Source organism: Micromonospora sp. PLK6-60 (assembly GCF_019890675.1).
In the GTDB taxonomy this organism is placed as follows: Bacteria; Actinomycetota; Actinomycetes; order Mycobacteriales; family Micromonosporaceae; genus Micromonospora.
The window spans coordinates 267430-288455 of record NZ_JAIOAA010000007.1 but is presented as its reverse complement, the minus strand read 5'-3'; the positions used below and the strand labels follow the sequence as shown (position 1 = coordinate 288455).

The following is a 21026-nucleotide window of genomic DNA, read 5'->3' as shown; positions in this document are numbered from 1 at the left end:
CCGGCCCGTCCCGGCAGCCTCGCACCCCGGGCCGGAGTGTTAAGCGGGGGCCCCTGCTCTACCGCAGGCGTTAACAGGGGGCCCTTCCTTGCGCAAGCAGCCGGCAACCCGCGGGGCTTACACAGAGTTCATGGCTGTTCTGCGTGTCGCTGGCGCACCCCTGACGACCAGCGGTTACACCCTCCTGATCGCCGACGACCCGACCCTGGTCGCGGCCGCGCAACGGCTGCGCCACGAGGTGTTCGCCACCGAGCTCGGCGCCCGGCTCGGCGACGGCCCCGCCGGGCTGGACCGGGACGAGTTCGACACCCACTGCGACCACCTGATCGTGCGCGAGGAGCGCACCGGGGCGGTGGTCGGCACGTACCGGCTGCTGCCGCCGGGGCGGACCGACCGCCGGTACGCCGACGGCGAGTTCGACCTCGCCGCGCTCGACCCGCTCCGCGACGACCTGGTGGAGACCGGCCGGTCCTGCGTGCACCCCGACCACCGTTCCGGCGCGGTGATCAACCTGATGTGGGCCGGTCTCACCCGCTACCTGCACCTGCGGGGTTCCCGCTGGCTGGGCGGCTGCGCCTCGGTGCCGGTGGCCGACGGCGGCCGGGCGGTCGAGGCGGTCTGGGCCCGGGCGCGGGAGAAGCACCTGGCCCCGCCGCCGCTGCGGGTCCGCCCCCGCCGGCCGTGGTTCGCCGAGGCGCCCGCCGGGGGCGGGGAGCCGGTCGACGCCGCCGGGGCCCGCGAGCTGATCCCGCCGCTGCTCCGCGGCTACCTGCGGCTGGGCGCCTGGGTCTGCGGGGAGCCGGCGTACGACCCGGACTTCGGCGTGGCCGACTTCTACGTGCTGTTCTCACTGGACCGGATGAACCCCCGCTACCTGCGGCACTTCCTGGGCGGGGAGCAGCGGTGAGCACGCCGACCGATCCGTGGCGGCCCGCGTCGGGCTGCGGTCCGGACTGCCTGCCGGCGCCGGGCCGGGCGCCGTCGGTCCCGATCGTCCGGCGGGCCGGCCGGCTGCTGGCCGTACTCGGGATGCTGCTGGCCGGGACGGTGCTGGCCGTCCTGCTGCCGGTGCTGCCCGGCCCGGAGCGGTCGGCCGCGGTGCGGGCCTGGGCGCGCGGCACCCTGCGCGCCTTCGGCGTGCGGCTGGTCCGCGCGGGGCGGCTGCCCCGGCGGCCGGCCCTGCTGGTGGCCAACCACGTCTCCTGGCTGGACATCCTGGCGCTGCTGGCGGTGGGGCCGGCGCGGATGGTGGCGAAGCGCGAGGTGCGGGACTGGCCGCTGGTGGGTGCGCTGGCGTCGGCGGCGGGCACGGTCTGGGTGGACCGGTCCCGGCCCCGCTCGCTGCCCGACACCGTGGCCCAGGTCGCCGCCGCGCTGCGCGCCGGTCGCCCGGTCGCGGTCTTCCCGGAGGGTACGACCTGGTGCGGCGGCCCGGCCGAGTGCCGTCCGGGCGGCGGCTTCCGGCCGGCGATGTTCCAGGCGGCGATCGACGCCGGTGCGCCGGTGGTGCCGGTGCGGATCGGCTACCGGCACCCGGTCGACGGCGCTCCCTCGGCGCTTGCCGCCTCCGCCGGTGCTCCCTCGGCGTTGGCCGCCTTCGTGGGCGAGGAGACCCTCTGGCGCTCGGTGCGCCGGGTGCTGGCTGCGGCGGACCTGACCGTGTCGGTCTCCGTCGCGGGGGCGCTGCATCCGGTCGCCGGGGCCGACCGCCGGGTGCTCGCCCGCGCGGCGGAGTCCGCGGTCCACCTGGTCGGCGCGCGGCCGGCCCGGGCGGCGCGGCGGGGGCCGGCGGCGGGCGCGCAGGTCACGGTGCCGGGGGTCCGCACGTCGACCGGGGAGCTGGACCTGGCCGCCTGACCGACCGGCAGGCGGTCCGCCACTCGCGACAGTCTTGTTGAGTCGCGATGTATCGCGTTATGCTCGGCTCCGTCGGACGCGCCGTCGGGGCGCGTCGCCGAGGGAGGCGCGCCATGCCCAACTGGACGGTCGACGGGCCCCAGCGGATCACGCTGGACGAGCCGGTCACCTCGCTGAACGTGAGCCTGATCAGCGGGCAGCTCAACGTGGTCGGCACGGACGGGCCGGCCCGGGTGGACCTGACCCGGGTCAGCAGCCGGCCGATCCTGGTGGAGCTGCGCGACGGCCGGCTGACGGTCCGCCACCCCCGCCGCCCGAAGTGGCCGGGACTGCTCTGGTGGCTGGGCCAGCTCGGCCGGCGGTTCCGCGCCGACGTCTCCATCGCCGTCCCCGCCGACGTCCTGGCCGACCTGGAACTGGTCGACGGCGCGCTGGTCGCCTCCGGGCTGCGCGGCCAGACCCGGGTGGACGTCACCTCCGGCCGGATCGCCCTGATGGGGCTGCGCGGCAGCACCTCGGCCCGGATCGTCTCCGGGCCGGTCGAGGCGCTCGGTGTCGGCGGCGACCTCAGCCTGGACACCGTCTCCGGCGAGGTGATCCTCGCCGACAGCACGGCCGAGCGGGTGAACGCCAGCACCGTCTCCGGCGCCATCACCTGCGATCTGGACAACCCGCGGGGCAGCGACATCCGGCTGACCGCGATCTCCGGCAGCATCACCGTGCGGGTCCGGGAGGACAGCGACCTCGCGGTCCGGCTGATGACCACCTCCGGCCGGATCACCAGCGGCTTCCCGCAGATCGGTGGCTCGGGCATCCCCGGCGTCCGGGACAGCCGGGGGGTGCTCGGCGCGGGCACGGGTAAGCTCTGGGCCTCCGCCACCTCCGGCAGCGTCGCCCTGCTGTCCCGACCGGTGGCGGCCGCCGAGGACCTCGAGGAGCTGCCGTGACGGCCGTGTTCAGTCACGGGCGGCTCCGGCTCTACCTGCTCAAGCTGCTCGATGACGGGCCCAAGCACGGCTACGAGCTGATCCGCCGGCTGGAGGACCGCTTCCTCGGCCTGTACGCCCCGAGCGCCGGCACCATTTATCCCCGGCTGGCCCGGCTGGAGGCCGAGGGGCTGGTCGAGCACACCGCCGCCGGTGGGCGCAAGGTCTACCGGATCACCGACGCCGGGCGGGCCGAGCTGCACCAGCGGTCCGGCGAGGTGACCGCCCTGGAGTCGGACATCACCGCCTCGATCGAGGACCTCTCCGGGCTGGCCGGCGAGATCCAGAACGAGGTGCGCGGCTCGGTGCGCGACCTCAAGCAGGAGCTGCGGGAGGCGACCCGGCAGACCCGGCGGGCCGGCTGGACGCCGCCGAGCCACCCGGCCGCACCCCGTCCGCAGCCGGCGGCCGACGCGCCGTTGCTGGGTGAGTTCGACCAGAAGCTGGCCGCCTTCACCGTCGAGGTGAGCGCGCTGGTGCGCGCCCGCGGCCTCACCGACAGCCAACTGCGGACGGCCATCCGGCTGCTCGACGGGGCGCTGGACGGGCTGCGCCGGCTGCTGCGCTGACCTCGGCGGACGGTCGCCGGGCAGCTCACAGGGTCTTTTCAGGAAGCGCCCAGCGCCGGTGCAGCGAGGGCAAGGATGATGGGCCCATGGCCGCTACCCAGACCGAGGCGCGACTGCTCGTCGTCGAGGACGACCCCAACATCCTCGAGCTGCTCTCCGCGAGCCTGCGCTTCGCGGGCTTCGACGTGGCGACCGCCACGAGCGGCAGCGCGGCGCTGAGCACCGCCAAGGACCACCGACCCGACCTCGTCGTGCTCGACGTGATGCTGCCCGACCTCGACGGCTTCGAGGTGATCCGGATGCTTCGCGAGGGCGGCACGCGTACCCCGGTGGTCTTCCTGACCGCCCGGGACGCCACCGACGACAAGATCCGCGGGTTGACCCTGGGCGGCGACGACTACGTCACCAAGCCGTTCAGCCTGGAGGAGCTGACCGCCCGGATCCGCGCCGTGCTGCGCCGCACGGCCAGCGGCGAGCAGGCCCCGTCCCGGCTCACCTTCGCCGACCTGGAGCTGGACGAGGAGACCCACGAGGTGCACCGGGCCGGGCAGCGGGTGCAGCTCTCGCCGACCGAGTTCAAGCTGCTGCGCTACCTGATGCTCAACGCCAACCGGGTGCTGTCCAAGGCGCAGATCCTCGACCACGTGTGGAACTACGACTTCCGCGGTGACGACAACATCGTCGAGTCGTACATCTCGTACCTGCGCCGCAAGGTCGACAACACCCAGCCCCGGCTGATCCACACGCTCCGTGGCGTGGGGTACGTGCTGCGCAAGCCGGCGGCGTGAGCGTCGTCGCGGAGGCCAAGGGGCGACTGCGGGGCGTACCGCTGCGGGTCAAGCTGGTCGCCGCGGTGCTGGCCCTGGTCGCCGCGGCGCTGGTGGTGATCAGCTCACTCACCACGTACTTCCTGCGGGAGTACCTGGTCGGTCAGGTGGACGGGGAACTGCGGGGCACCAGCCAGTCGGTCGAGACCCTGCTGCCCGCGCTGCGGGCAGGGCGGGTCAACGCCACCCTGCCCAGCGACTACCTCGTGGTGCTCGCCGAGCCGGGCCAGGTACGCGGCCCGGAGTACGACCAGGCCAACCTCAGCGCCGACGACCTGCCCCGGCTGCCGACCGAGATGCGGGACTTCGCCCGGCTGGAGGGGGATCCCTTCACCGTCCGGTCCGTCGACGGGCGGTCCCGCTGGCGGATGCTGTACGCCCCGCTGCCCGACGGCAGCGTGCTGGCGGTGGGGCAGCACCTGAGCGTCATCGACCTGGCCGTCAAGCGGCTGGTCTGGATAGACCTTCTGGTCGGCGGCGCGGTGCTCATCCTGCTCGCCTCGATCGGCGCGGCGATCGTCCGGACCAGCCTCAAGCCACTGGTGGAGATCGAACGCACCGCCGCCGCCATCGCCGGCGGCGACCTCAGCCGCCGGGTGCCCGACCCGGAGGAGGGGCAGGCGTGCGCCACCTCCGAACTGGGCCGGCTGTCGCGGGCGTTGAACGCGATGCTGACCCAGATCGAGGCGGCCTTCACCGCCCGGGCCGCGTCGGAGGCCGCCGCGCGGTCGGCCGAGGCAGGCGCCCGGGAGGCGGCGGTGGCGGCGCAGGCGTCCGAGGCCCGCTCCCGCCGGTCGGAGGAGCGGATGCGGCAGTTCATCGCGGACGCGTCACACGAGCTGCGGACGCCGCTGACCACGATCCGCGGCTTCGCCGAGCTGTACCGCCAGGGCGCGGCCCGCGAGCCGGAGCAGACCGGCGACCTGCTGCGCCGGATCGAGGACGAGGCGGCCCGGATGGGGCTGCTCGTCGAGGACCTGCTGCTGCTCGCCCGGCTGGACCGGGAGCGCCCGCTGTCGCTCGCGCCGGTGGAGCTGCCGGTGCTGGCCGGCGACGCGGTGGAGGCGGCCCGGGTGGTCGCGCCGGACCGGCAGATCGAGCTGGACATCGAGCCCGGCGCCGGCCCGCTGGTCGTGCGGGGGGACGACGCCCGGCTGCGCCAGGTGATCGGCAACCTGATGACCAACGCGCTCACCCACACCCCGCCGGAGGCATCGGTCGTGCTGCGGCTGCGCGCCGAGCCGGGCAACCTGGCGGTGATCGAGGTGGCCGACACCGGCCCCGGCCTCACCTCCGAGCAGGCCGAACGGGTCTTCGAACGGTTCTACCGGGCGGACAAGGCGCGCACCCGGCGGGCGGCCGGCGTGACCAGCACCGGCCTCGGCCTGGCCATCGTCGCCGCCCTGGTGGCGGCCCACTGGGGCACCGTGGAGGCGGCGGAGACCCCGGGCGGCGGCGCCACCTTCCGGGTGCGGCTGCCGCTGGCGCCCGACGCCGAGCGGGGCAACGAGTGACCCTCAGCGAACATTCAGGTGGATTCCAGGCGGATCGCAGAGCCGAGGGGGAAGGTGTATCCATGAGCGAGTACGAGACCGACCCGCAGCGCCGGCCGGGCCCCTCCGACGCCGAGCCGTCGCACCCCGCCGCCGAGCGCGGCCAGGCCGACTCCTCCACCGCCCCCGGTGACCCGTCGGTCACCGAGGCCGGCCGGGTCGACCCCCCCACCGTCCCGGGCTTCCCGCCCGCCTCCGGCGACGCGCCGACCTCGGCCTTCCCGGCCGCTCCGGGTGACGCGCCGACGTCGGCCCTCCCCGGCCACGCGCCGACCACCGACTACCCGGCGGCCCCGGGCGACGCGCCCAGCACCGGCTTCCCTGCCACCGCGCCGACCACCGGCTTCCCGGCCACCGCGCCGACCACCGGCCACCCGGCGGCCGCGCCGACCTCCGGGCCGTACGGCGGGTCCGGGTACGCCGGCTCCCCGTACGGCTCCGGGCCGGCGCCGGCCGCCGGCGGTTACCCCGGCTCGCCCTGGTATTCCGGGCAGCAGCAGCAGCAGTCGGGCTGGGCGGCGGGACACCCCGGCCACCCCGCCCCGGCCGGGCAGCCCGGCTATCCGGGCCAGTCGTACCCGGGCCAGTCGTACCCGGGCGGACCGGTGCCGCCGTGGGCGCAGGGTCCGCAGCAGCACCGGCCCGGGCGGGCGGTCAAGTTCGTCGGCGCCGGGGTGGCCGTGCTGGCGCTGATGTTCGGCTCCGGCGTGGCCGGTGGCGCGCTCGCGCTCGCCGTGGGCGGCGACGGCGGGACCACCCGCACCTACACCGCCGCTCCGGTGATCAACGGCGCCGACCTGCCGAAGATCGCGGCCGCGGTGCAGGACAGCGTCGTCTCGATCATGACGGACAGCGGTGAGGGTTCCGGCGTGATCCTCAGCGCCGACGGGTTCGTGCTCACCAACAACCACGTGGTCGCCTCGGCCACCGGGGACAAGGTCCGGGTGATCTTCGCCGACGGCAAGTCCACCGACGCCGAGATCGTGGGCACCGACCCGAAGACCGATCTGGCCGTGGTCAAGGCCGGCGGGGTCAGTGGCCTGAAGGCGGCCACGTTCGGCGACAGCGACGCCATGCAGGTCGGCGACCAGGTGCTCGCCCTGGGCAGCCCGCTCGGCCTGCAGGGTTCGGTCACCGCCGGCATCCTCAGCGCCCGGGACCGGACCATCCGGGCCGGCGAGGGCGGCCAGCAGCAGGATCCCCGACAGGGTGCCAGCTCGATCTCCGGCCTGTTGCAGACCGACGCCCCGATCAACCCCGGCAACTCCGGCGGCGCGCTGGTCAACACCCGGGGCGAGGTGATCGGCATCAACACCGCGATCGCCACCGCCGGGCAGGGCAGCACGGGCAACATCGGCGTCGGCTTCGCCATCCCGAGCAACAAGGCCAAGGACGTCGCGAGCAAGCTCCAGCGCGGCGAGAAGGTCAGCCACCCGTCCCTCGGGGTCAGCGTCAACGCGGCCGAGGGCGGCGGGGCGCTCGTCGCCGAGGTCGTCCCGGGCAGCGCGGCCGAGAAGGCCGGACTCCAGCGCGGCGACGTGATCACCAAGTTCGGCGACAAGATGGTCAACGATTCGGACGATCTGGTCGGTGCGGTGCAGGCCGGCAAGGTCGGCGACAAGGTACGGATGGAATTCAAGCGCAACGGTTCGTCCCAGACGGCAACCGTGACGCTCTCCGAGACGTCATAACGACATCGACTTCCCTTCGGGAGCGGAAGGGTGACGGGCCAAGGGGGTTGGTGCTGTCGCTCTTTCCTCCGGGTGGCGGGTGACGGGCCAAGGGGGTTGGCTCGTCACCCGCCACCCGCTTTTCTCCCCCCGGCGCCGGCCGGGGGGAACCGTTTGCCGTCACCCGGGCGGGGAATGCGCCGTCGAGCACCTTCACCCACCGGGGAGGACTCGTGGCCGCGCACCACCGACCGTCCGACCATGCCCACGAACGGCCGCTGCGGATCGCGATGGTCGTCCCGCCCTGGCTGACGGTCCCGCCACCCGGGTACGGCGGGCTCGAACAGGTGGTGGCCGGCCTGGTGGAGGCGCTGGTCGGGCACGGACACGCGGTGACCGTGTTCGGCGCGGGCGAGCGCCACGGCACCCCCGCCGGCTTCGTCTCCACGGTGCCCGAGCTCCAGTACGACCGGCTCGGCGAGTCGCTGCCCGAACTGGCGCACCTCGCCCGGGTCCGGCAGCAGGTCGGGCCGGCCGACTTCGACGTGGTGCACGACCACACCACCATCGGGCCGCTGGTGGCCGCCCGGCGTACGGTGCCGACGGTGGCGACCGTGCACGGCAACCCGGTCGGTGAGTACGGCGACGTGCTCAGTGACACCGACCCGGGGGTGGGCCTGGTGGCCATCTCGCACGCGCAGCGCCGGGCCAACCCGGGGCTGCCCTGGGTCGGCACCGTGCACAACGCGCTGGACGTGCGCGAGATCCCGCACAAGCGGAGCCCGGGCCGCGGGCCGGTGCTCTGGCTGGCCCGGTTCAGCCCCGACAAGGGCCCCGACGTGGCGATCCGGGCGTGCCGGGCGGCCGGGCTGCCGTTGACCCTGGCCGGCAAGTGCAACGAGCCGGCCGAGCGGCGCTACTACGAACAGGTCGTCTCGCCGCTGCTGGACGATGACGTGCAGGTGGTGCTCAACGCGGACCGCCAGCAGACGCTGCGGTTGCTGCTCGACGCGCGTTGCCTGATCATGCCGATCCAGTGGGAGGAGCCCTTCGGCATGGTGATGGTGGAGGCCATGGCGACCGGTACACCGGTGGTGGCGCTGGACCGGGGCGCCGTGCCGGAGGTGGTCCGCCCCGGCGTGACCGGGCTGATCTGCGCCACGGCGGACGAGCTGCCCGCGGCGCTGCGGGCGGTGGACCGGCTCGAACCGCCGGCCTGCGTGGCGCACGTGGCGGAGTTCTTCTCCACCGCGCGGATGGCCGAGGGCTACGCGGAGATCTACCGCAGGCAGGCGCTGATCGCGCCGGCCCGGCAGCCGGTCACCACCCGCTGACGCCCGCCGGCCCGCCGCCGGCCCGCCGCTGTTGCGCCGACGGGGCCGGGTCAGACGCGGGCGGCGCCGAGGGCGGCGATCGCGGCGTCGAGCTGCCGGGCGTACTCCGGGGTGATCGCCCCCTCGCGGAGGCGGACCGTGACCTTCTCGCGCAGCCGCGCCACCGGGGAGGCCGGATCGGTCCGCCCGTCGCCCACAGCGGCGGTCAGGTTGCGCAGCTCGTTGCGCAGGTCGAGGCCGACGTCGTCGCGGATCGCGCCGGTGCTCACCCCGTCGCCGATCAGCCCCTCCACCCGGGCGGCCACCTCGACCAGGTGTTCCGGCGCGGGCGCCGGCGCCACGGTGGACGGCGGCGGGCCGGTCGTCGGTGGTGGGTTCCCGGGGGTCGCGGGCGGGGTGGCGGCCGGTGCGGGTGCGGTCGTCGTGGGTCCGGCGGTCGGCGCCACCACGGGCGCGGCCCGTTCCGGGCGCAGTGCCGGCGCGGCGAGCGCCACTGCGGCGGCCAGCCCGACCCCCGCCACCAGCGCCGGCCGCACCCACCGGCGGCCGGCCGGGCGGGGCGCGTCCGGCGGTGGCCCGTGCGCGGGCGGCCGGGGCAGGTCCGGCCCGTCGGCGGGCGGCGCGCCGGGCGCGGGTCGCGGCGTCAACGGCAGGGTCATGGTCGGGGCCAGCATCGTCGCGGCCTGCGGGTCGGCCGGCAGGAGCTGGTCGCGCAGCGCCGCGGCCACCTGCCGGGCGGTGGGCCGGTCGTGCGGGTCGCGGACCAGGCAGCGGGCGCAGACCCCGGCCACCGCCGGTGGCAGCCCGGGTACGTCCGGCGGCTCCGGCGCGCCCTGGCGCAGGGCCTCCGCGAGCTGTTCCCAGGTGTCCGCCGGGTACGGCACCCGTCCGGTCAGGGTCTGGTACAGCAGCACGCCCAGCGAATAGACGTCGGCGGCCGGTTGGGCCGGCACCCCGTCCAGCCGCTCCGGCGCCACGTACGCCGGGGTGCCGAACGTGCCGCCGTCCTCGTCGTCGTCCGGTGCCCCGATCTGGGTGGCGATGCCGAAGTCGAGGACCTTCGCCCCGACCGAGGTGAGCATGACGTTGGCCGGGGTGACGTCCCGGTGCACGATGCCCAGCCGGTGCGCGGCGGCCAGCGCCTCGGCCACCTGGGCGCCCAGCTCCACCGCCGCCGGCCAGGCCAGCGGCCCCTCGGTCAGCCGGCGTTCCAGGGCCTCGCCGGTGAGCAGCTCCATCACCACGAACGCGGTGATGCTGCCGTCCGGCGCCAACGTCTCCCCGTAGTCGTGCACCGACGTCACGTGCGGGTGGACCAGCTGCGCGGCGGACCGGGCCTCCTCCCGCACCAGGTCCCGGAACCGGGCGTCGGCGGCCAGCGACGGGGCGAGCACCTTCAGCGCCACCACCCGGTCCAGCACCTCGTCGCGGGCCCGCCAGATCACCGACATGCCACCGGCGCCGATCTGGTCGATCAGCCGGTACCGCCGGGCCAGCAGGTTGCCGGCGTCCAGTGCTGCTGCCATGGTGATCGCACCTGCCTGGGGTGTGGGAGCCGTACCAGGTTGCGACAATGTGTCAGGGGTGTCAACGGGCGTCCGGTTTCCCGGCCACCGTCCGCGTCGGACCGGTGGCGGGACGCGACCGCGCTCCGCCCGGCCGGGCCGACGGGACCCGGCGTGCCAGGATGAACGACATGGTGAGCGGTCCGGTGGCGTTCGTGCTCGGCGGCGGGGGAGTGCTCGGCGCGGTCGAGGTGGGCATGCTCCGGGCCCTGTTCCGCGCCCGGATCCGCCCGGACATGGTGCTCGGCACCTCGATCGGCGCGGTCAACGGCGCGCTGGTCGCCGCCGACCCGACCGAGGCGGTCACCGACCGGCTGGTCCGGCTCTGGGCCTCGCCGGAGGCGAGCGAGGTGTACGGCGACTCGGTCGCCCGCCAGCTGCGCCGGTTCGCCGCGCGTACCCACCTGCACTCGCCCCGGCCGCTGCGCCGGCTGCTGGAGAAGGAACTGGGGGAGGAGACCACGTTCGCCGACCTGAAGGTGCCCTTCCGGTGCTGCGCGGCGAACATCGAACGGGCCGCCGAGTACTGGTTCCACCACGGGCCGCTGGTGCCGGCGGTGCTCGCCTCCGCCTCCGTGCCGGGACTGCTGCCGCCCACCGAGATCGGCGGCCAGCACTTCATCGACGGTGGGATCGTCAACTCGATCCCGATCGGCGAGGCGGTGATCCAGGGCGCGAAGCAGATCTTCGTCCTCCAGGTGGGCCGGATCGAGCGGGAGCTGACCCCGCCCCGGCGACCGTGGGAGATCGCCCAGGTCGCGTTCGAGATCGCCCGCCGGCACCGGTTCGCCCGGGAAATGGCGGCGCTGCCCGAGGACGTCGAGGTGCACGTCCTGCCCACCGGCGGGCTGGAGCCGCGCGACGACAGCCCGTGGGCGTACCGGGACATGGCCGCCGTGGGACGGCGGATCAGCCGGGCGTACACCGCCACCCGGCACTACCTGGCGACCAGGCTGGAGAGCTGATGCCGCTGCCCCCACGGTGGATCCGCCGGCTGCTGGTGGCGCCCGCCGTGGTGCTGCTCGCGGTGCTGCTGGTCAGCACGCTGCCCGCCTGGGCGCTGCTGGCCCTGGCCGTCTCGCCGTTCGTGCCCGGCCGGCTGCGCCCGCTGCGGCTGCTCTGGATCGGCTGCGTCTACCTGGTCTGGGACGCGGCGGCGCTGCTCGCGCTCTTCGGGCTCTGGCTCGCCTCCGGCTTCGGCGCGTACAAACGCTCCCCGGCGTTCCAGCGCGCCCACTACGTGCTCGCCGGCTGGTTCCTGAAGGTGCTGTTCTGGCAGGCCCGCTGGACGTTGCGGCTGAGCATCGACGTGGTCGGCACCGACCCGGACACGGCCCTGCCCGGCCGGCCCGAGCTGGTGCTCTGCCGGCACGCCGGCCCCGGCGACTCGTTCATCCTGATCCACGCGCTTGTCAACTGGTTCCACCGGGAGCCCCGGATCGTGCTGAAGGCGAGCCTGCAGTGGGACCCGGCGATCGACGTGCTGCTCAACCGGTTGCCCAACCGGTTCATCGCGCCCGGCCCGGACGGCAAGGACGCGGTGGTCCGGCAGATCGGCCACCTGGCCACCGGGCTGGACGACGACGACGCCTTCGTGATCTTTCCGGAGGGCGGCAACTTCACCCCCGGCCGGCGGCTGCGGGCCATCGCCCGGCTGCGCTCGCTCGGCATGGAGCGGATGGCCCGGCGCGCGGAGCGGATGCGACACGTGCTCGCCCCGCAGCCCGGCGGGCTGCTCGCCGCCCTCGACGCGGCGCCGGACGCCGGGGTGATCTTCGTGGCGCACACCGGGCTGGACCGGATGCTCACCGTCACCGACGTGTGGCGGGAGCTGCCGATGGACAAGCGGATCGTGATGCGCTTCTGGTCGGTGCCGCCGGAGGAGGTCCCGGCCGGCCGGCAGGAGCGCATCGAGTGGCTCTACGACTGGTGGGCCCGGATCGACGAGTGGGTCGCGGCCAACCGGGACGGCGTCACCGCCGCGTAGGGTGCGCTCGTGGAGCAGATCTGCGTGGTGACGACGGTGGTGGACGCGCGCTCGGTCGCGGACGTGCTGGCGGCGACCGCGGTCGCCGGCCGGCTGGCCGCCTGCGCCCAGGTCGGCGGACAGGTCGACAGCACCTACTGGTGGCAGGACCGGATGGAGACCACCACCGAGTGGTCGGTGCAGTTCAAGACCGCGCCGGACCGGGTGGACGCCCTGGTGGCCCAGGTCCGCGCCGGGCACCCGTACGAGGTGCCGGAGGTGCTGGTGACCCGGGTGGAGTGCGGCGCACCGGCGTACGCGGACTGGGTGCGCGAGCAGACCCGACCCTGAGTACGCGCACTCTGTCCGCCGGGTTGACACTCCCGTGAGGATGGCCCGGTGGAGAACACCGGCTATCCCTGCCCCCGCTGCGGCGCGCCCGCCGACCTCGTCGTCGGCTGTGCCCGCTGCGGCCTGGCGCCGTACCCGGCCGCCGCCGAGGTGATCCGGCTCGACCGGGAGATCGCCGTGCTCGGTCCGGAGGTGGAGCGGGCCCGGCAGGCGTACCAGGGGCTGGCCGGCCGGCTGGCCGCGGCCCGGCACCGGCGCGCGGAGCTGGCCGCCCAGGTCCGCGCCGTGCTGCCCGCGTCGGGCCCGGTCCCGGTGGCCGGGCCGCCCGCCGCCCCGGCCCTGCCCGGCGGTCCGGCGCTCCCCGCCGGCCCGGCCCTGGCGCTCCCCGCCGGCGCGGCCCCGGCGCCGCCCGTCGGCCCGGCCGCCGGCCGGCCGGAGACGTCGACCCGGGCGGTGCAGGGCCTGCTGTTCGTCCTCGGTGGCCTGCTGCTCGGCACCGCGGCGGTGGTCTTCACGGCGGTGGCCTGGGCGGCCGTCGGGGTGGCCGGCCGGGCGTTGATCCTCGCCGCGGTCACCGCCCTGGTCCTGGCCGCCCCGCTGGTCGCGGCGCGGCGGGGGCTGCGGGGCACCGCGGAGACGTTCGCCGCCGTCGGCCTGCTGCTGGTGCTGCTCGACGGGTACGCCGCGTGGACGGTGGACCTGTTCGGGGTGGCCGGCTGGCCGGGCGCCCGGTACGCCGGCGCGGTGGCCGCGTTCGCCACCGTGGTCGCCGCCGGTTACGGGCGGCTCAGCCGGCTGGTGGTGCCCTGGTACGCCGCGCTGCTGACCGTCCAGCCGGTGCTGCCGCTGCTGGTCGCGCCGGCCCGGCCGGACGCGACCGGCTGGGCGGTGGTGTTCGTCGGGGTGGCGCTGCTCGACCTCGCCGTGCTGGTGACGCTGCGCCGCCGGGGGGTCGGCCTCGCGAGGGGGGAGGCCGGGGTGGCGCCGATCGGGGGCCCGGCGGCCGGCGGGGGGCCGGTCGCCGGGGCGTCGCCCGGATCGGCCGCCGCGGTGGCCGGGCTGGTGCTCGCCGGGCTGGCGTACGGCGTGGCGCTGACGATCGCCGCCGGGTTCGCGCTGGTGCCCCTGGTGGTGGGCCGCGCCCTGGGCTCGCCGCTGCTGGCCGGGGCGCCCCTGCTGGTGGTGGCCCTGGCGCTGCTCGCCGGGGCGGTCCAGGTCCGGCTCCGGGCGCCCCGGCTGATCGCCGGCGGGCTGCTGGTGCCGGTGCTGGCGCTGGCGTTGCTGCGGCCGGCGGTCGAGCTGCGGCCGGGGCTGTCCACCGTGGCCGCCGGCGTGGTGGCGGCGGGACTGGCCGGTGCGGTGCGCCTGCTGCCCGCCCGGCTGCGTACCGGTCCGCGCGGGGGAGCGCTGGCGGTGGCCGGCGCGGTGCTGCTGCCCGCCGGGCTGGTGGCCGTCGTGGCCGCCGGCGGTGCGGTCGCCCGGTCCCTGCCACCGTGGCACGGCGCCCCGGCGACGCCCGCGCCGGGCTGGGGCTGGCAGCTGCTGGTGCTGGTGGCGCTGACCGTCGGCGCGGTGGCGCCGCTGCTGCCCCGGCCGGGCCGCCCGGCCACCCTGGTCGCCGGCGCGGCGCTGGCCGGCTTCGCGGCGCCGGTCGCCGCGGCGGTGCCCTGGCCGGTGGTGGTCGCCGGTGACCTCGGGCTCGGCGTCGCGCTGCTGCTGGCCGCCGTGACCGTGGCCCGCCGACCGTTGACGGTGGGCGTGACCGGCGCGGCCGGGACGGCACTGATCGGGCACGGGCTGCTGGTGGGACTGGCCGCGCCGGCCGGTGCCGGGGCCGCCCTGGCCGTCGTGCTGGTCGCCGGGGCGGCGACGGCGGCGGTGGGCCGGCGGGGCGGCGGCGTCCAGCGGCTGCTCGCCGGGGGCGCGCTGGCCGCGGCGCTGCTCGCCGTACCGGCCGGGGTGCTGGTCGCGCTGATCGGCGCCGGGGCCGCCCCGTGGTGGCAGGCCCGGGCCGGTTTCGCCGCCGTCGCGGTGCTGGCCGGGGCGCTGCTCCTGGTCCGTCGGCACTGGCCGGACCTGACCCGGTACGCCGTGCTGGCGACCGCCGCCGCCCTCGGGCTGGCCGGCCTCGCCCCGCTGGTCGTACCGGGGCGGGAGCCGCTGGTGCTGTACGCGGCCGGGGCGGCCCTGCTCGCCGCGGTGGCCGGTCCGACCGCCCGGCCGGCGCTGCGGATTCCGGGGCTGGTGCTGGCCGGGGTGGCCCTGCTCGCCGCCCTGCCGGCCACGCTCACCATGCTCGCCACCCCGTACGGCGCGCCGCCCGTGCCGTGGTCGGGCGCCCCGGAGAGCGTGCCGCTGCCCGGGGCGCTGCCGGCCGGGTTGGCGCTGCTGGCGCTGGCGGCGGCCATCGGGCCGCTCACCCGCCCGGCCGGTCCGGCCACCGACTCCGGCCCAACCCCGGTCACCGCGCCGGACCCGGTCTCGACCACCGCGCCTGCGCCGGGCACCGGCGCCACGGCGGCGACAGTCCCGACCCCGGTCACCGCTTCGGCCCGGGGAACCGTGCCGGCGCTGATCGGCGGGGGAGGGTGGGCCGCCGTGCCGCTGCTGGCGGCCGCGCTGCCGCTGCTGCTGGCCGCGGCCCGGGCGCCGTGGCCGGTGCTGCCGGCGGTCACCCTGCTGATCGGCCTGGCCGCCCTGCTGGCCGGCGCGCTGCCGGTGCCCCGGGTCGACCGGGTGGCGGCGCTGGTGCCGGTCGGTGCGCTGTGGACGGTCGCCGGTCTGGTGGGGCTGCTGCCCGCCCGGGCCGGCACGCTCGCCGGGCTGGGCGGGCTGACCGTGGCGGCGGTGGTGGCCGGGGCGGTCGCCCGTACCGTCGCGGCCCGGCTGCTCGGCGCCCTGCTGGCCGTCGCCGCCGCCACCGGGTTCGCGGTCACCGCGTCGCTGGCCGGTGGGCTGCCGCTGCGTACCGCGGGGTTCGCCGTGCTGGCGGTGGCGGTGGCGGTGCTGTACGTCGCGCCGTCGCGCGGCCGGCGGGACGCCCTGCCGGGGCGGGCCCTGGAGGCGGCGGCCCAGGCGGTGGCCCTGGTGGCGCTGCTGCTCACCGTCCCCGCGCCCCGGCACGCCGCGGCGATCTGCGTCCTCTGGGGAGCGGCCGTCGCGGTCCGGGTGCTGCGGCGGGGCGAGTCGGCCGGCCGGCGGCGGGTGTTCGCCGGCATCGCGGGTGGCAGCGAGCTGCTCGGCTGCTGGCTGCTGCTGGCCGACGGTGGGGTGGTGCTGCTGGAGGCGTACACCGTGCCGGCCGCCGGGCTGGCGCTCGCCGCCGGTCTGGTGGCGTTGCGCGGCCGGCCGGGGTTGACCAGTTGGCTGGCGCTGGGCCCGGGCCTGGTCGCCGGGCTGGCGCCCAGCCTGGTGTCGGTGCTGGTGGCCGCCGAGCCGCAGCCGTGGCGCCGGCTGCTGCTCGGGGTGGCCGCGCTGGCCGCCGTGCTGGGCGGGGCGGTGCGCCGCTGGCAGGCGCCGGCGCTGCTGGGCGGGGCGACCCTCGCGCTGCTCGCGCTGCACGAGCTAGGCCGGGGCTGGGACCTGCTACCCCGGTGGATCTATCTGGCCGTCGGCGGGCTGGCGCTGATCGGCCTGGCCGCCACCTACGAGCGGCGCCGGCGGGACCTGGTCCGGTTGCGGTCGGCGGTCGGCCGGATGAGTTGAGACCGGCCGGCGGGACGTGGCGGGGCGGTGCCGTCGGCCGGCACCGCCCCGCAGCTCGCCTACCGGGTCAGTTGCCGAACGCCTTGACCAGCGACTCGGGGGCCGGGGCCGTCTCGCTCGCCGCCGGCTTCTCCGCCTTGACGTCGACGCCGAAGTCCGAGTAGGTGGTGGTCAGCTTGCCCAGCGACTGCTGGAGCACGCTGGTGTCCACCACCAGTTGGGTCAGCCGGCCCTCGTCGTCCACCTTCGCGGTGAAGGGCACCTTCTTGGCCTTCTCGCCGAGCGCCGCGATCTCCTTCTTGCCCGGGTTGGCCTTGGTGTAGTCGAGGGTGCCGGAGAAGCTGTTCGTGCCGGTCTCGGTCACCTCGACGATGCCGTCGACCATCTTCTTCGCGCCCCCGGCGTCGCCGTCGGGCATCAGGCTGGTGCGGGACTCCGGGCCGAGCTTGGTGGCGTCCATGTGCATCCACTTGTCCGGCAGGCCGGAGCCGGACATCCCGGTGACCTTCAGGTAGGCGTCGTTGCCCACGATCATGAAGCGGATCTTGCCCTGCCCGCCCATGTCCATGGTCATGTCGGCGGTCTTGGACTTCGGGTCCATCAGACCGGTGGACTTGAGGAACGACGAGTCGATCTTGAGCCGCATGCTCTCCTCGTTGAGCTTCAACGTGGCGGCGGTCAGCTTGTCGAGGGCGCTCGCCGGGGCCGTGGTGACCTCGGGCGTGTCGGCGCCTCCGGCGGCCGGGGTGTCCGCTCCGGTCTGGTTGCCGCAGCCGGTGAGACCGAGTGCGAGCGCGGCGACGAGTGCGACCCCCGTGGTAGCCAGCCGTCGGTTCTTCATACCTGGATGTCTCCTCCTGAAGGGTGGGTCCGGACCGATGCCGGGCATCCGTCCCGACCGGGCCGCGGGTCAGCGTAACGGGCGAAGGCGACACCGGGGGGCGACCCGACCGTCGGGCGGTGGCCGACCGTACGCCCGCGCTCACCTCCGGTGAGGGTGTGCACCGGGTGTGGCCGTGGCACGTCGGGCGCGTCGGCGCCGGCCGGTAGGGTCGGGCCATGGCAGACCTGCTCACCGCGACGGCGGTGCGACAAGCCGACGAGTTCGTGCGGAGCGCCCGATGAGATTCGAGATCAGCAAGGTGTTGGACGCCATCGAGGGCCGGGTCTGCACCGACCCGGCGCTCGCCCGGGCGGTGGTCGACCTGGCCGAGGTGATCCGCTGGCAGGACCTGGACGGCGGCCGCCCGGCCAGCCTGCTCCGGCTGGGCATGGTGCTCGACGCGCTGGCCCGGCAGATGGAGGAGGACAGCGTCCCGGTCTACGCGATCGTGCACCGGGCCCTGCTCTCCGACGCCGACCTGACCTCCAACGAGCGGATGGTGGTCCGGCGCTGGGCCGACGACGGCCTGGTCGAGGTGCTGGACCAGCCCGGCGACCGGGTGCTGGAGGTGGCCGACCTGCTGGGCCTGCCGGTGCTCACCCGGGTGCGCTTCGACGGGCTGACCGGGCGGCTGCCGTGGCTCGGGCAGGCGGGCCGGTTGCTGGCCCCGGTGCCCGGCGCCGGCGGCCCGGTCTTCATCGCGCACGTCGGTGGCGGGCAGGCGCCGTCGACCGGCCCCCGGTCGGCGGCCGGCCAGCAGTTACTGACCCGGCAGTGGCGCTGCCCCGAGCCGGGCTGCGCCCTGTTCGGCGCCGGTGGCGGGGGCGGGGCCTTCGCCGACCTGGCCCGGGTGGAACGCAGCCCCGCCGGCCAGCCGCCGCCCACCCTGCGCGGCGGGGCGCCGGCGTGTCCCCGGCACGGCGTGCGGCTGAGCGACGGCGGGCCCCGGCCGCGCACCGAGGTGCTGGCGGTACGGATCGGCGGCCTGGTGCGCCGCCGGTTCGTGGTCACCGAGGACCAGCCGGTCGTGGTGGGGCGGGCACCGGAACAGGCCGGCGGGATCGTGCTCGGCCAGTGGCTCAACGACGAGGCGCGCCGGTGGATCAGCCGCGGGCACGTCCGGTTCGAGCTGCGGGTGGGCGAGGTGGTGGTGACCGACACCAGCACCAACGGCTCCGGCATCCGGCCGGGCGGCTCGCTGGCCGAGGCGGACCGGGTCGCGCTGGCCCCCCGGCAGTCCCGGGTGCTCGGCGAGGGCGACTTCGTCGAGCTCTACCCGGGGGTGCAGATCGGTCGGGCGGAGGAACTGCCCAGCGCGGCCAAGTTCACCCCCGCCTCGGTGATGGCCGAGGCACCGACCATGGCGATGCGCCTGCCCCGGGTCTGAGGCAGACGACGCAGGGCGCCGGGACCGTCGCGGTCCCGGCGCCCTTTCGCGTACGGGGTGTCAGCCGGCCAGCACGGCGGCGAGCTGGGCCACCGCGTGGTCGATCTCCTCGGCCGTGATCACCAGCGGCGGGGCGAGCCGGATGGTCGAGCCGTGGGTGTCCTTGGCCAGCACACCCCGCTCCATCAGCCGCTCGCAGGCCTGCCGGCCGCTCATCAGCGCCGGGTCGATGTCGACGCCGGCCCAGAGACCGCGCACCCGCACGGCGACCAGACCCTTGCCGACCAGCCCTTCCAGGCCCGCCCGCAGCCGCTCGCCCAGCTCGGCCGACCGCCGCTGGAACTCGCCGGTGGCCAGCAGCCGGACCACCTCGGTGGCGACGGCGCAGGCCAGCGGGTTGCCGCCGAAGGTCGAGCCGTGCTGGCCCGGCTTGAGCACGCCGAGCACGTCGGCGTTCGCGGCGACCGCGGAGACCGGCACGATGCCGCCGCCGAGCGCCTTGCCCAGCAGGTACATGTCCGGGGTGACGCCCTCCAGGTCGCAGGCGAAGGTGCTGCCGGTGCGGCCCAGACCCGACTGGATCTCGTCGGCGATGAAGAGCACGTTCCGCTCGGTGCAGACCTCGCGCACGCCCGGCAGGTAGCCCTCCGGCGGCACCACGACGCCCTGCTCACCCTGGATCGGTTCGAGGAGCACGGCCACGGTGTTCTCGTCGATCGCCGCCGCGAGCGCCGCCAGGTCGCCGTAGGGGACCACGGTGAAACCCGGGGTGTACGGCCCGAAGTCGGCCCGTGCGTCCTCGTCGGTGGAGAAGCTGACGATGGTGGTGGTCCGGCCGTGGAAGTTGCCCTCGGCGACCACGATGTTGGCCTGGCCCGGGGTGACGCCCTTGACCTGGTAGCCCCACTTGCGGGCGACCTTGATGCCGGTCTCCACCGCCTCGGCGCCGGTGTTCATCGGCAGCACGAGCTCCTTGCCGCACAGCTCGGCCAGCTCGCGGCAGAAGTCGGCGAACTGGTCGTGGATGAACGCCCGGCTGGTCAGGGTGAGCCGGTCGAGCTGCGCGTGCGCGGCCTCGATCAGCTTCGGGTGCCGGTGGCCGAAGTTCAGCGCCGAGTAGCCGGCCAGGCAGTCGAGGTAGCGCCGGCCGTCCACGTCGGTCAGCCAGGCGCCCTCGGCCGACGAGATCACCACCGGCAGCGGGTGGTAGTTGTGCGCCGTGTGGCGCTCGGCGTCCCGGACCGCGGACGGCGTCCGCAGCATGTCGTCGACGATCACTTGACTGCCTTTCCCTGACGGAGTCGCAACGTGCAGCACTTCGGTCCGCCGCCGGCCTTGCGCAGCTCGGACAGGTCGATCCCGATGGTCTCGTAGCCCCGGTCGCGCAGCTTCGCGGCCAGGTCGGTGGCCTGGGCGGGAAGCACCACGTGCCGCCCGTCGCTGACCGCGTTCAGGCCGAGCACCTCGGCGTCGGCCAGGGTGGCGTGCACCGCGTCCGGGAAGAGCCGGCGCAGCACCGCCCGGCTGCCGGGCGAGAACGCCTCCGGCAGGTACGCCACGGTCCGCTCGTCGAGCACGGTCAGCGCGGTGTCCAGGTGGTAGAAGCGGGGATCCACCAGCTGCATGGTGATCACCGGGTAGCCGAAGACCTCCTGGAGCTGGGCGTGCGAGGCGTGCGCGGTGCGGAACCCGGTGCCGGCGAGCAGGTGGTCGCCGACCAGCAGGACGTCGCCCTCGCCCTCGTTGACGTGCTTCGGGTCGTACATCTCGAAGCCGGCGGTCTCGAACCAGGCGCGGTAGGCGGGGGCCTCGTCGGCGCGCTGCGGGTCCCGGAACTGCACCGCCATGGCCTTGCCGTCGATCACGGTGCCGCCGTTGGCGGCGAAGACCATGTCCGGCAGGCCGGCGACCGGCTCGATCAGCTCCACCTCGTGGCCCAGGTCGAGGTACGTCTGCCGGAGCCGCTCCCACTGGCGGATGGCCAGGTCGGCGTCGACCGGCGCGGTCGGGTCCATCCACGGGTTGATCGCGTAGTCGACGGCGAAGTACGTCGGCCGGCACATCAGAAAGCGCTGGCGGATGGCGTCCATCGTCATGTCCTGCTCCTGGGGTCGGGCGCGCCCGGCCACCGTCGGCTCGCGGGCTGGCGCCGTTGTTCAACGTTATGCGCCGGGAGCAGGCGACATCCACCGCCGGACCTTGCGTACGGCAGCGGAACGTTGCGTGTGGCGGACGACGAGCGGCGGATCGTTGCGTAGCGTCGGTCAGCGACGGATGGGCACCCGATCCGACCCGGACACGCTTCGAGGGGCGGCGCACCGCCGCCCCTCGTAAGGATGCGTGCCCGGCTGGTGAACCACCAGACTGATCGAG

General features: G+C 75.7%; 17 protein-coding genes. 13 read left to right on the top strand and 4 right to left on the bottom strand.

The genetic code is table 11. The features are described from left to right. Positions 1–130 precede the first annotated feature (130 nt). From K7640_RS16660 to K7640_RS16625, 8 genes are all read left to right on the top strand, one after another. The gene (locus K7640_RS16660; RefSeq protein ID WP_222955746.1) at positions 131–907 is read left to right on the top strand and encodes a GNAT family N-acetyltransferase; all 777 of its coding nucleotides are present in this window, start codon (positions 131–133) and stop codon (positions 905–907) included. Continuing rightward, the gene (locus K7640_RS16655) at positions 904–1857 is read left to right on the top strand and encodes a 1-acyl-sn-glycerol-3-phosphate acyltransferase (RefSeq protein ID WP_222955745.1); all 954 of its coding nucleotides are present in this window, start codon (positions 904–906) and stop codon (positions 1855–1857) included. Before K7640_RS16660 ends, K7640_RS16655 begins: the two co-directional genes overlap by 4 nt. 113 nt (positions 1858–1970) lie before the next feature. Beyond that, positions 1971–2804 (top strand): DUF4097 family beta strand repeat-containing protein, encoded by an 834-nt coding sequence (locus K7640_RS16650; RefSeq protein WP_222955744.1) that lies wholly within the window; start codon positions 1971–1973, stop codon positions 2802–2804. Continuing rightward, the gene (locus tag K7640_RS16645; protein WP_222955743.1) at positions 2801–3412 is read left to right on the top strand and encodes a PadR family transcriptional regulator; all 612 of its coding nucleotides are present in this window, start codon (positions 2801–2803) and stop codon (positions 3410–3412) included. Before K7640_RS16650 ends, K7640_RS16645 begins: the two co-directional genes overlap by 4 nt. An 86-nt stretch (positions 3413–3498) precedes the next feature. Continuing rightward, positions 3499–4200, top strand: a complete 702-nt coding sequence (locus K7640_RS16640; protein WP_222955742.1) for a response regulator transcription factor — start codon at positions 3499–3501, stop codon at positions 4198–4200. Further along, on the top strand, positions 4197–5753 hold the full coding sequence (locus K7640_RS16635) for a HAMP domain-containing sensor histidine kinase (RefSeq protein WP_222955741.1): 1557 nt from the start codon (positions 4197–4199) through the stop codon (positions 5751–5753). The genes K7640_RS16640 and K7640_RS16635 overlap by 4 nt, the downstream gene beginning before the upstream one ends. A gap of 62 nt (positions 5754–5815) precedes the next feature. Then, on the top strand, positions 5816–7483 hold the full coding sequence (locus K7640_RS16630; RefSeq protein WP_222955740.1) for a trypsin-like peptidase domain-containing protein: 1668 nt from the start codon (positions 5816–5818) through the stop codon (positions 7481–7483). A 269-nt stretch (positions 7484–7752) separates the two neighbouring features. Beyond that, a complete protein-coding gene (locus K7640_RS16625) occupies positions 7753–8796 on the top strand; it encodes a glycosyltransferase family 4 protein (RefSeq protein ID WP_222955803.1) in 1044 nt (347 codons plus the stop codon). 50 nt (positions 8797–8846) lie between these two features. Here the strand turns inward: K7640_RS16625 and K7640_RS16620 are convergent, their stop codons facing one another. Next, positions 8847–10322, bottom strand: coding sequence for a serine/threonine-protein kinase (locus K7640_RS16620; RefSeq protein ID WP_222955739.1), 1476 nt, complete (start codon positions 10320–10322; stop codon positions 8847–8849). Between the two features lie 170 nt (positions 10323–10492). On the opposite strand from K7640_RS16620, the gene K7640_RS16615 reads away from it, so the two are divergent. From K7640_RS16615 to K7640_RS16600, 4 genes are read left to right on the top strand one after another with little or no spacing between them, the layout of a single operon-like run. Continuing rightward, positions 10493–11326: a patatin-like phospholipase family protein gene (locus tag K7640_RS16615; RefSeq protein ID WP_222955738.1), complete on the top strand. Its 834-nt coding sequence runs from the start codon at positions 10493–10495 to the stop codon at positions 11324–11326. Next, on the top strand, positions 11326–12348 hold the full coding sequence (locus K7640_RS16610; RefSeq protein WP_222955737.1) for a 1-acyl-sn-glycerol-3-phosphate acyltransferase: 1023 nt from the start codon (positions 11326–11328) through the stop codon (positions 12346–12348). The genes K7640_RS16615 and K7640_RS16610 overlap by 1 nt, the downstream gene beginning before the upstream one ends. Positions 12349–12357: 9 nt before the next feature. After that, positions 12358–12678, top strand: coding sequence for a divalent-cation tolerance protein CutA (cutA, locus tag K7640_RS16605; RefSeq protein ID WP_222955736.1), 321 nt, complete (start codon positions 12358–12360; stop codon positions 12676–12678). Positions 12679–12726: 48 nt separating this feature from the next. After that, complete coding sequence (locus tag K7640_RS16600) at positions 12727–16383, top strand: SCO7613 C-terminal domain-containing membrane protein (protein WP_222955735.1); 3657 nt, start codon at positions 12727–12729, stop codon at positions 16381–16383. Between the two features lie 67 nt (positions 16384–16450). Here the strand turns inward: K7640_RS16600 and K7640_RS16595 are convergent, their stop codons facing one another. Beyond that, complete coding sequence (locus tag K7640_RS16595; protein ID WP_222955734.1) at positions 16451–17224, bottom strand: hypothetical protein; 774 nt, start codon at positions 17222–17224, stop codon at positions 16451–16453. 280 nt (positions 17225–17504) lie between these two features. Here K7640_RS16595 and K7640_RS16590 point away from each other — a divergent pair, with 280 nt between their 5' ends. Next, a complete protein-coding gene (locus K7640_RS16590) occupies positions 17505–18653 on the top strand; it encodes an FHA domain-containing protein (protein WP_222955733.1) in 1149 nt (382 codons plus the stop codon). Positions 18654–18713: 60 nt separating this feature from the next. On the opposite strand, the gene rocD is transcribed toward K7640_RS16590, so the two are convergent. Both rocD and ddaH read right to left on the bottom strand, forming a co-directional pair. Further along, entirely contained in the window at positions 18714–19928 is a 1215-nt protein-coding gene (rocD, locus tag K7640_RS16585; RefSeq protein ID WP_222955802.1) for an ornithine--oxo-acid transaminase, read from the bottom strand. Further along, positions 19928–20782: a dimethylargininase gene (gene ddaH / locus K7640_RS16580; protein WP_374198096.1), complete on the bottom strand. Its 855-nt coding sequence runs from the start codon at positions 20780–20782 to the stop codon at positions 19928–19930. Before ddaH ends, rocD begins: the two co-directional genes overlap by 1 nt. Positions 20783–21026 lie beyond the last annotated feature (244 nt).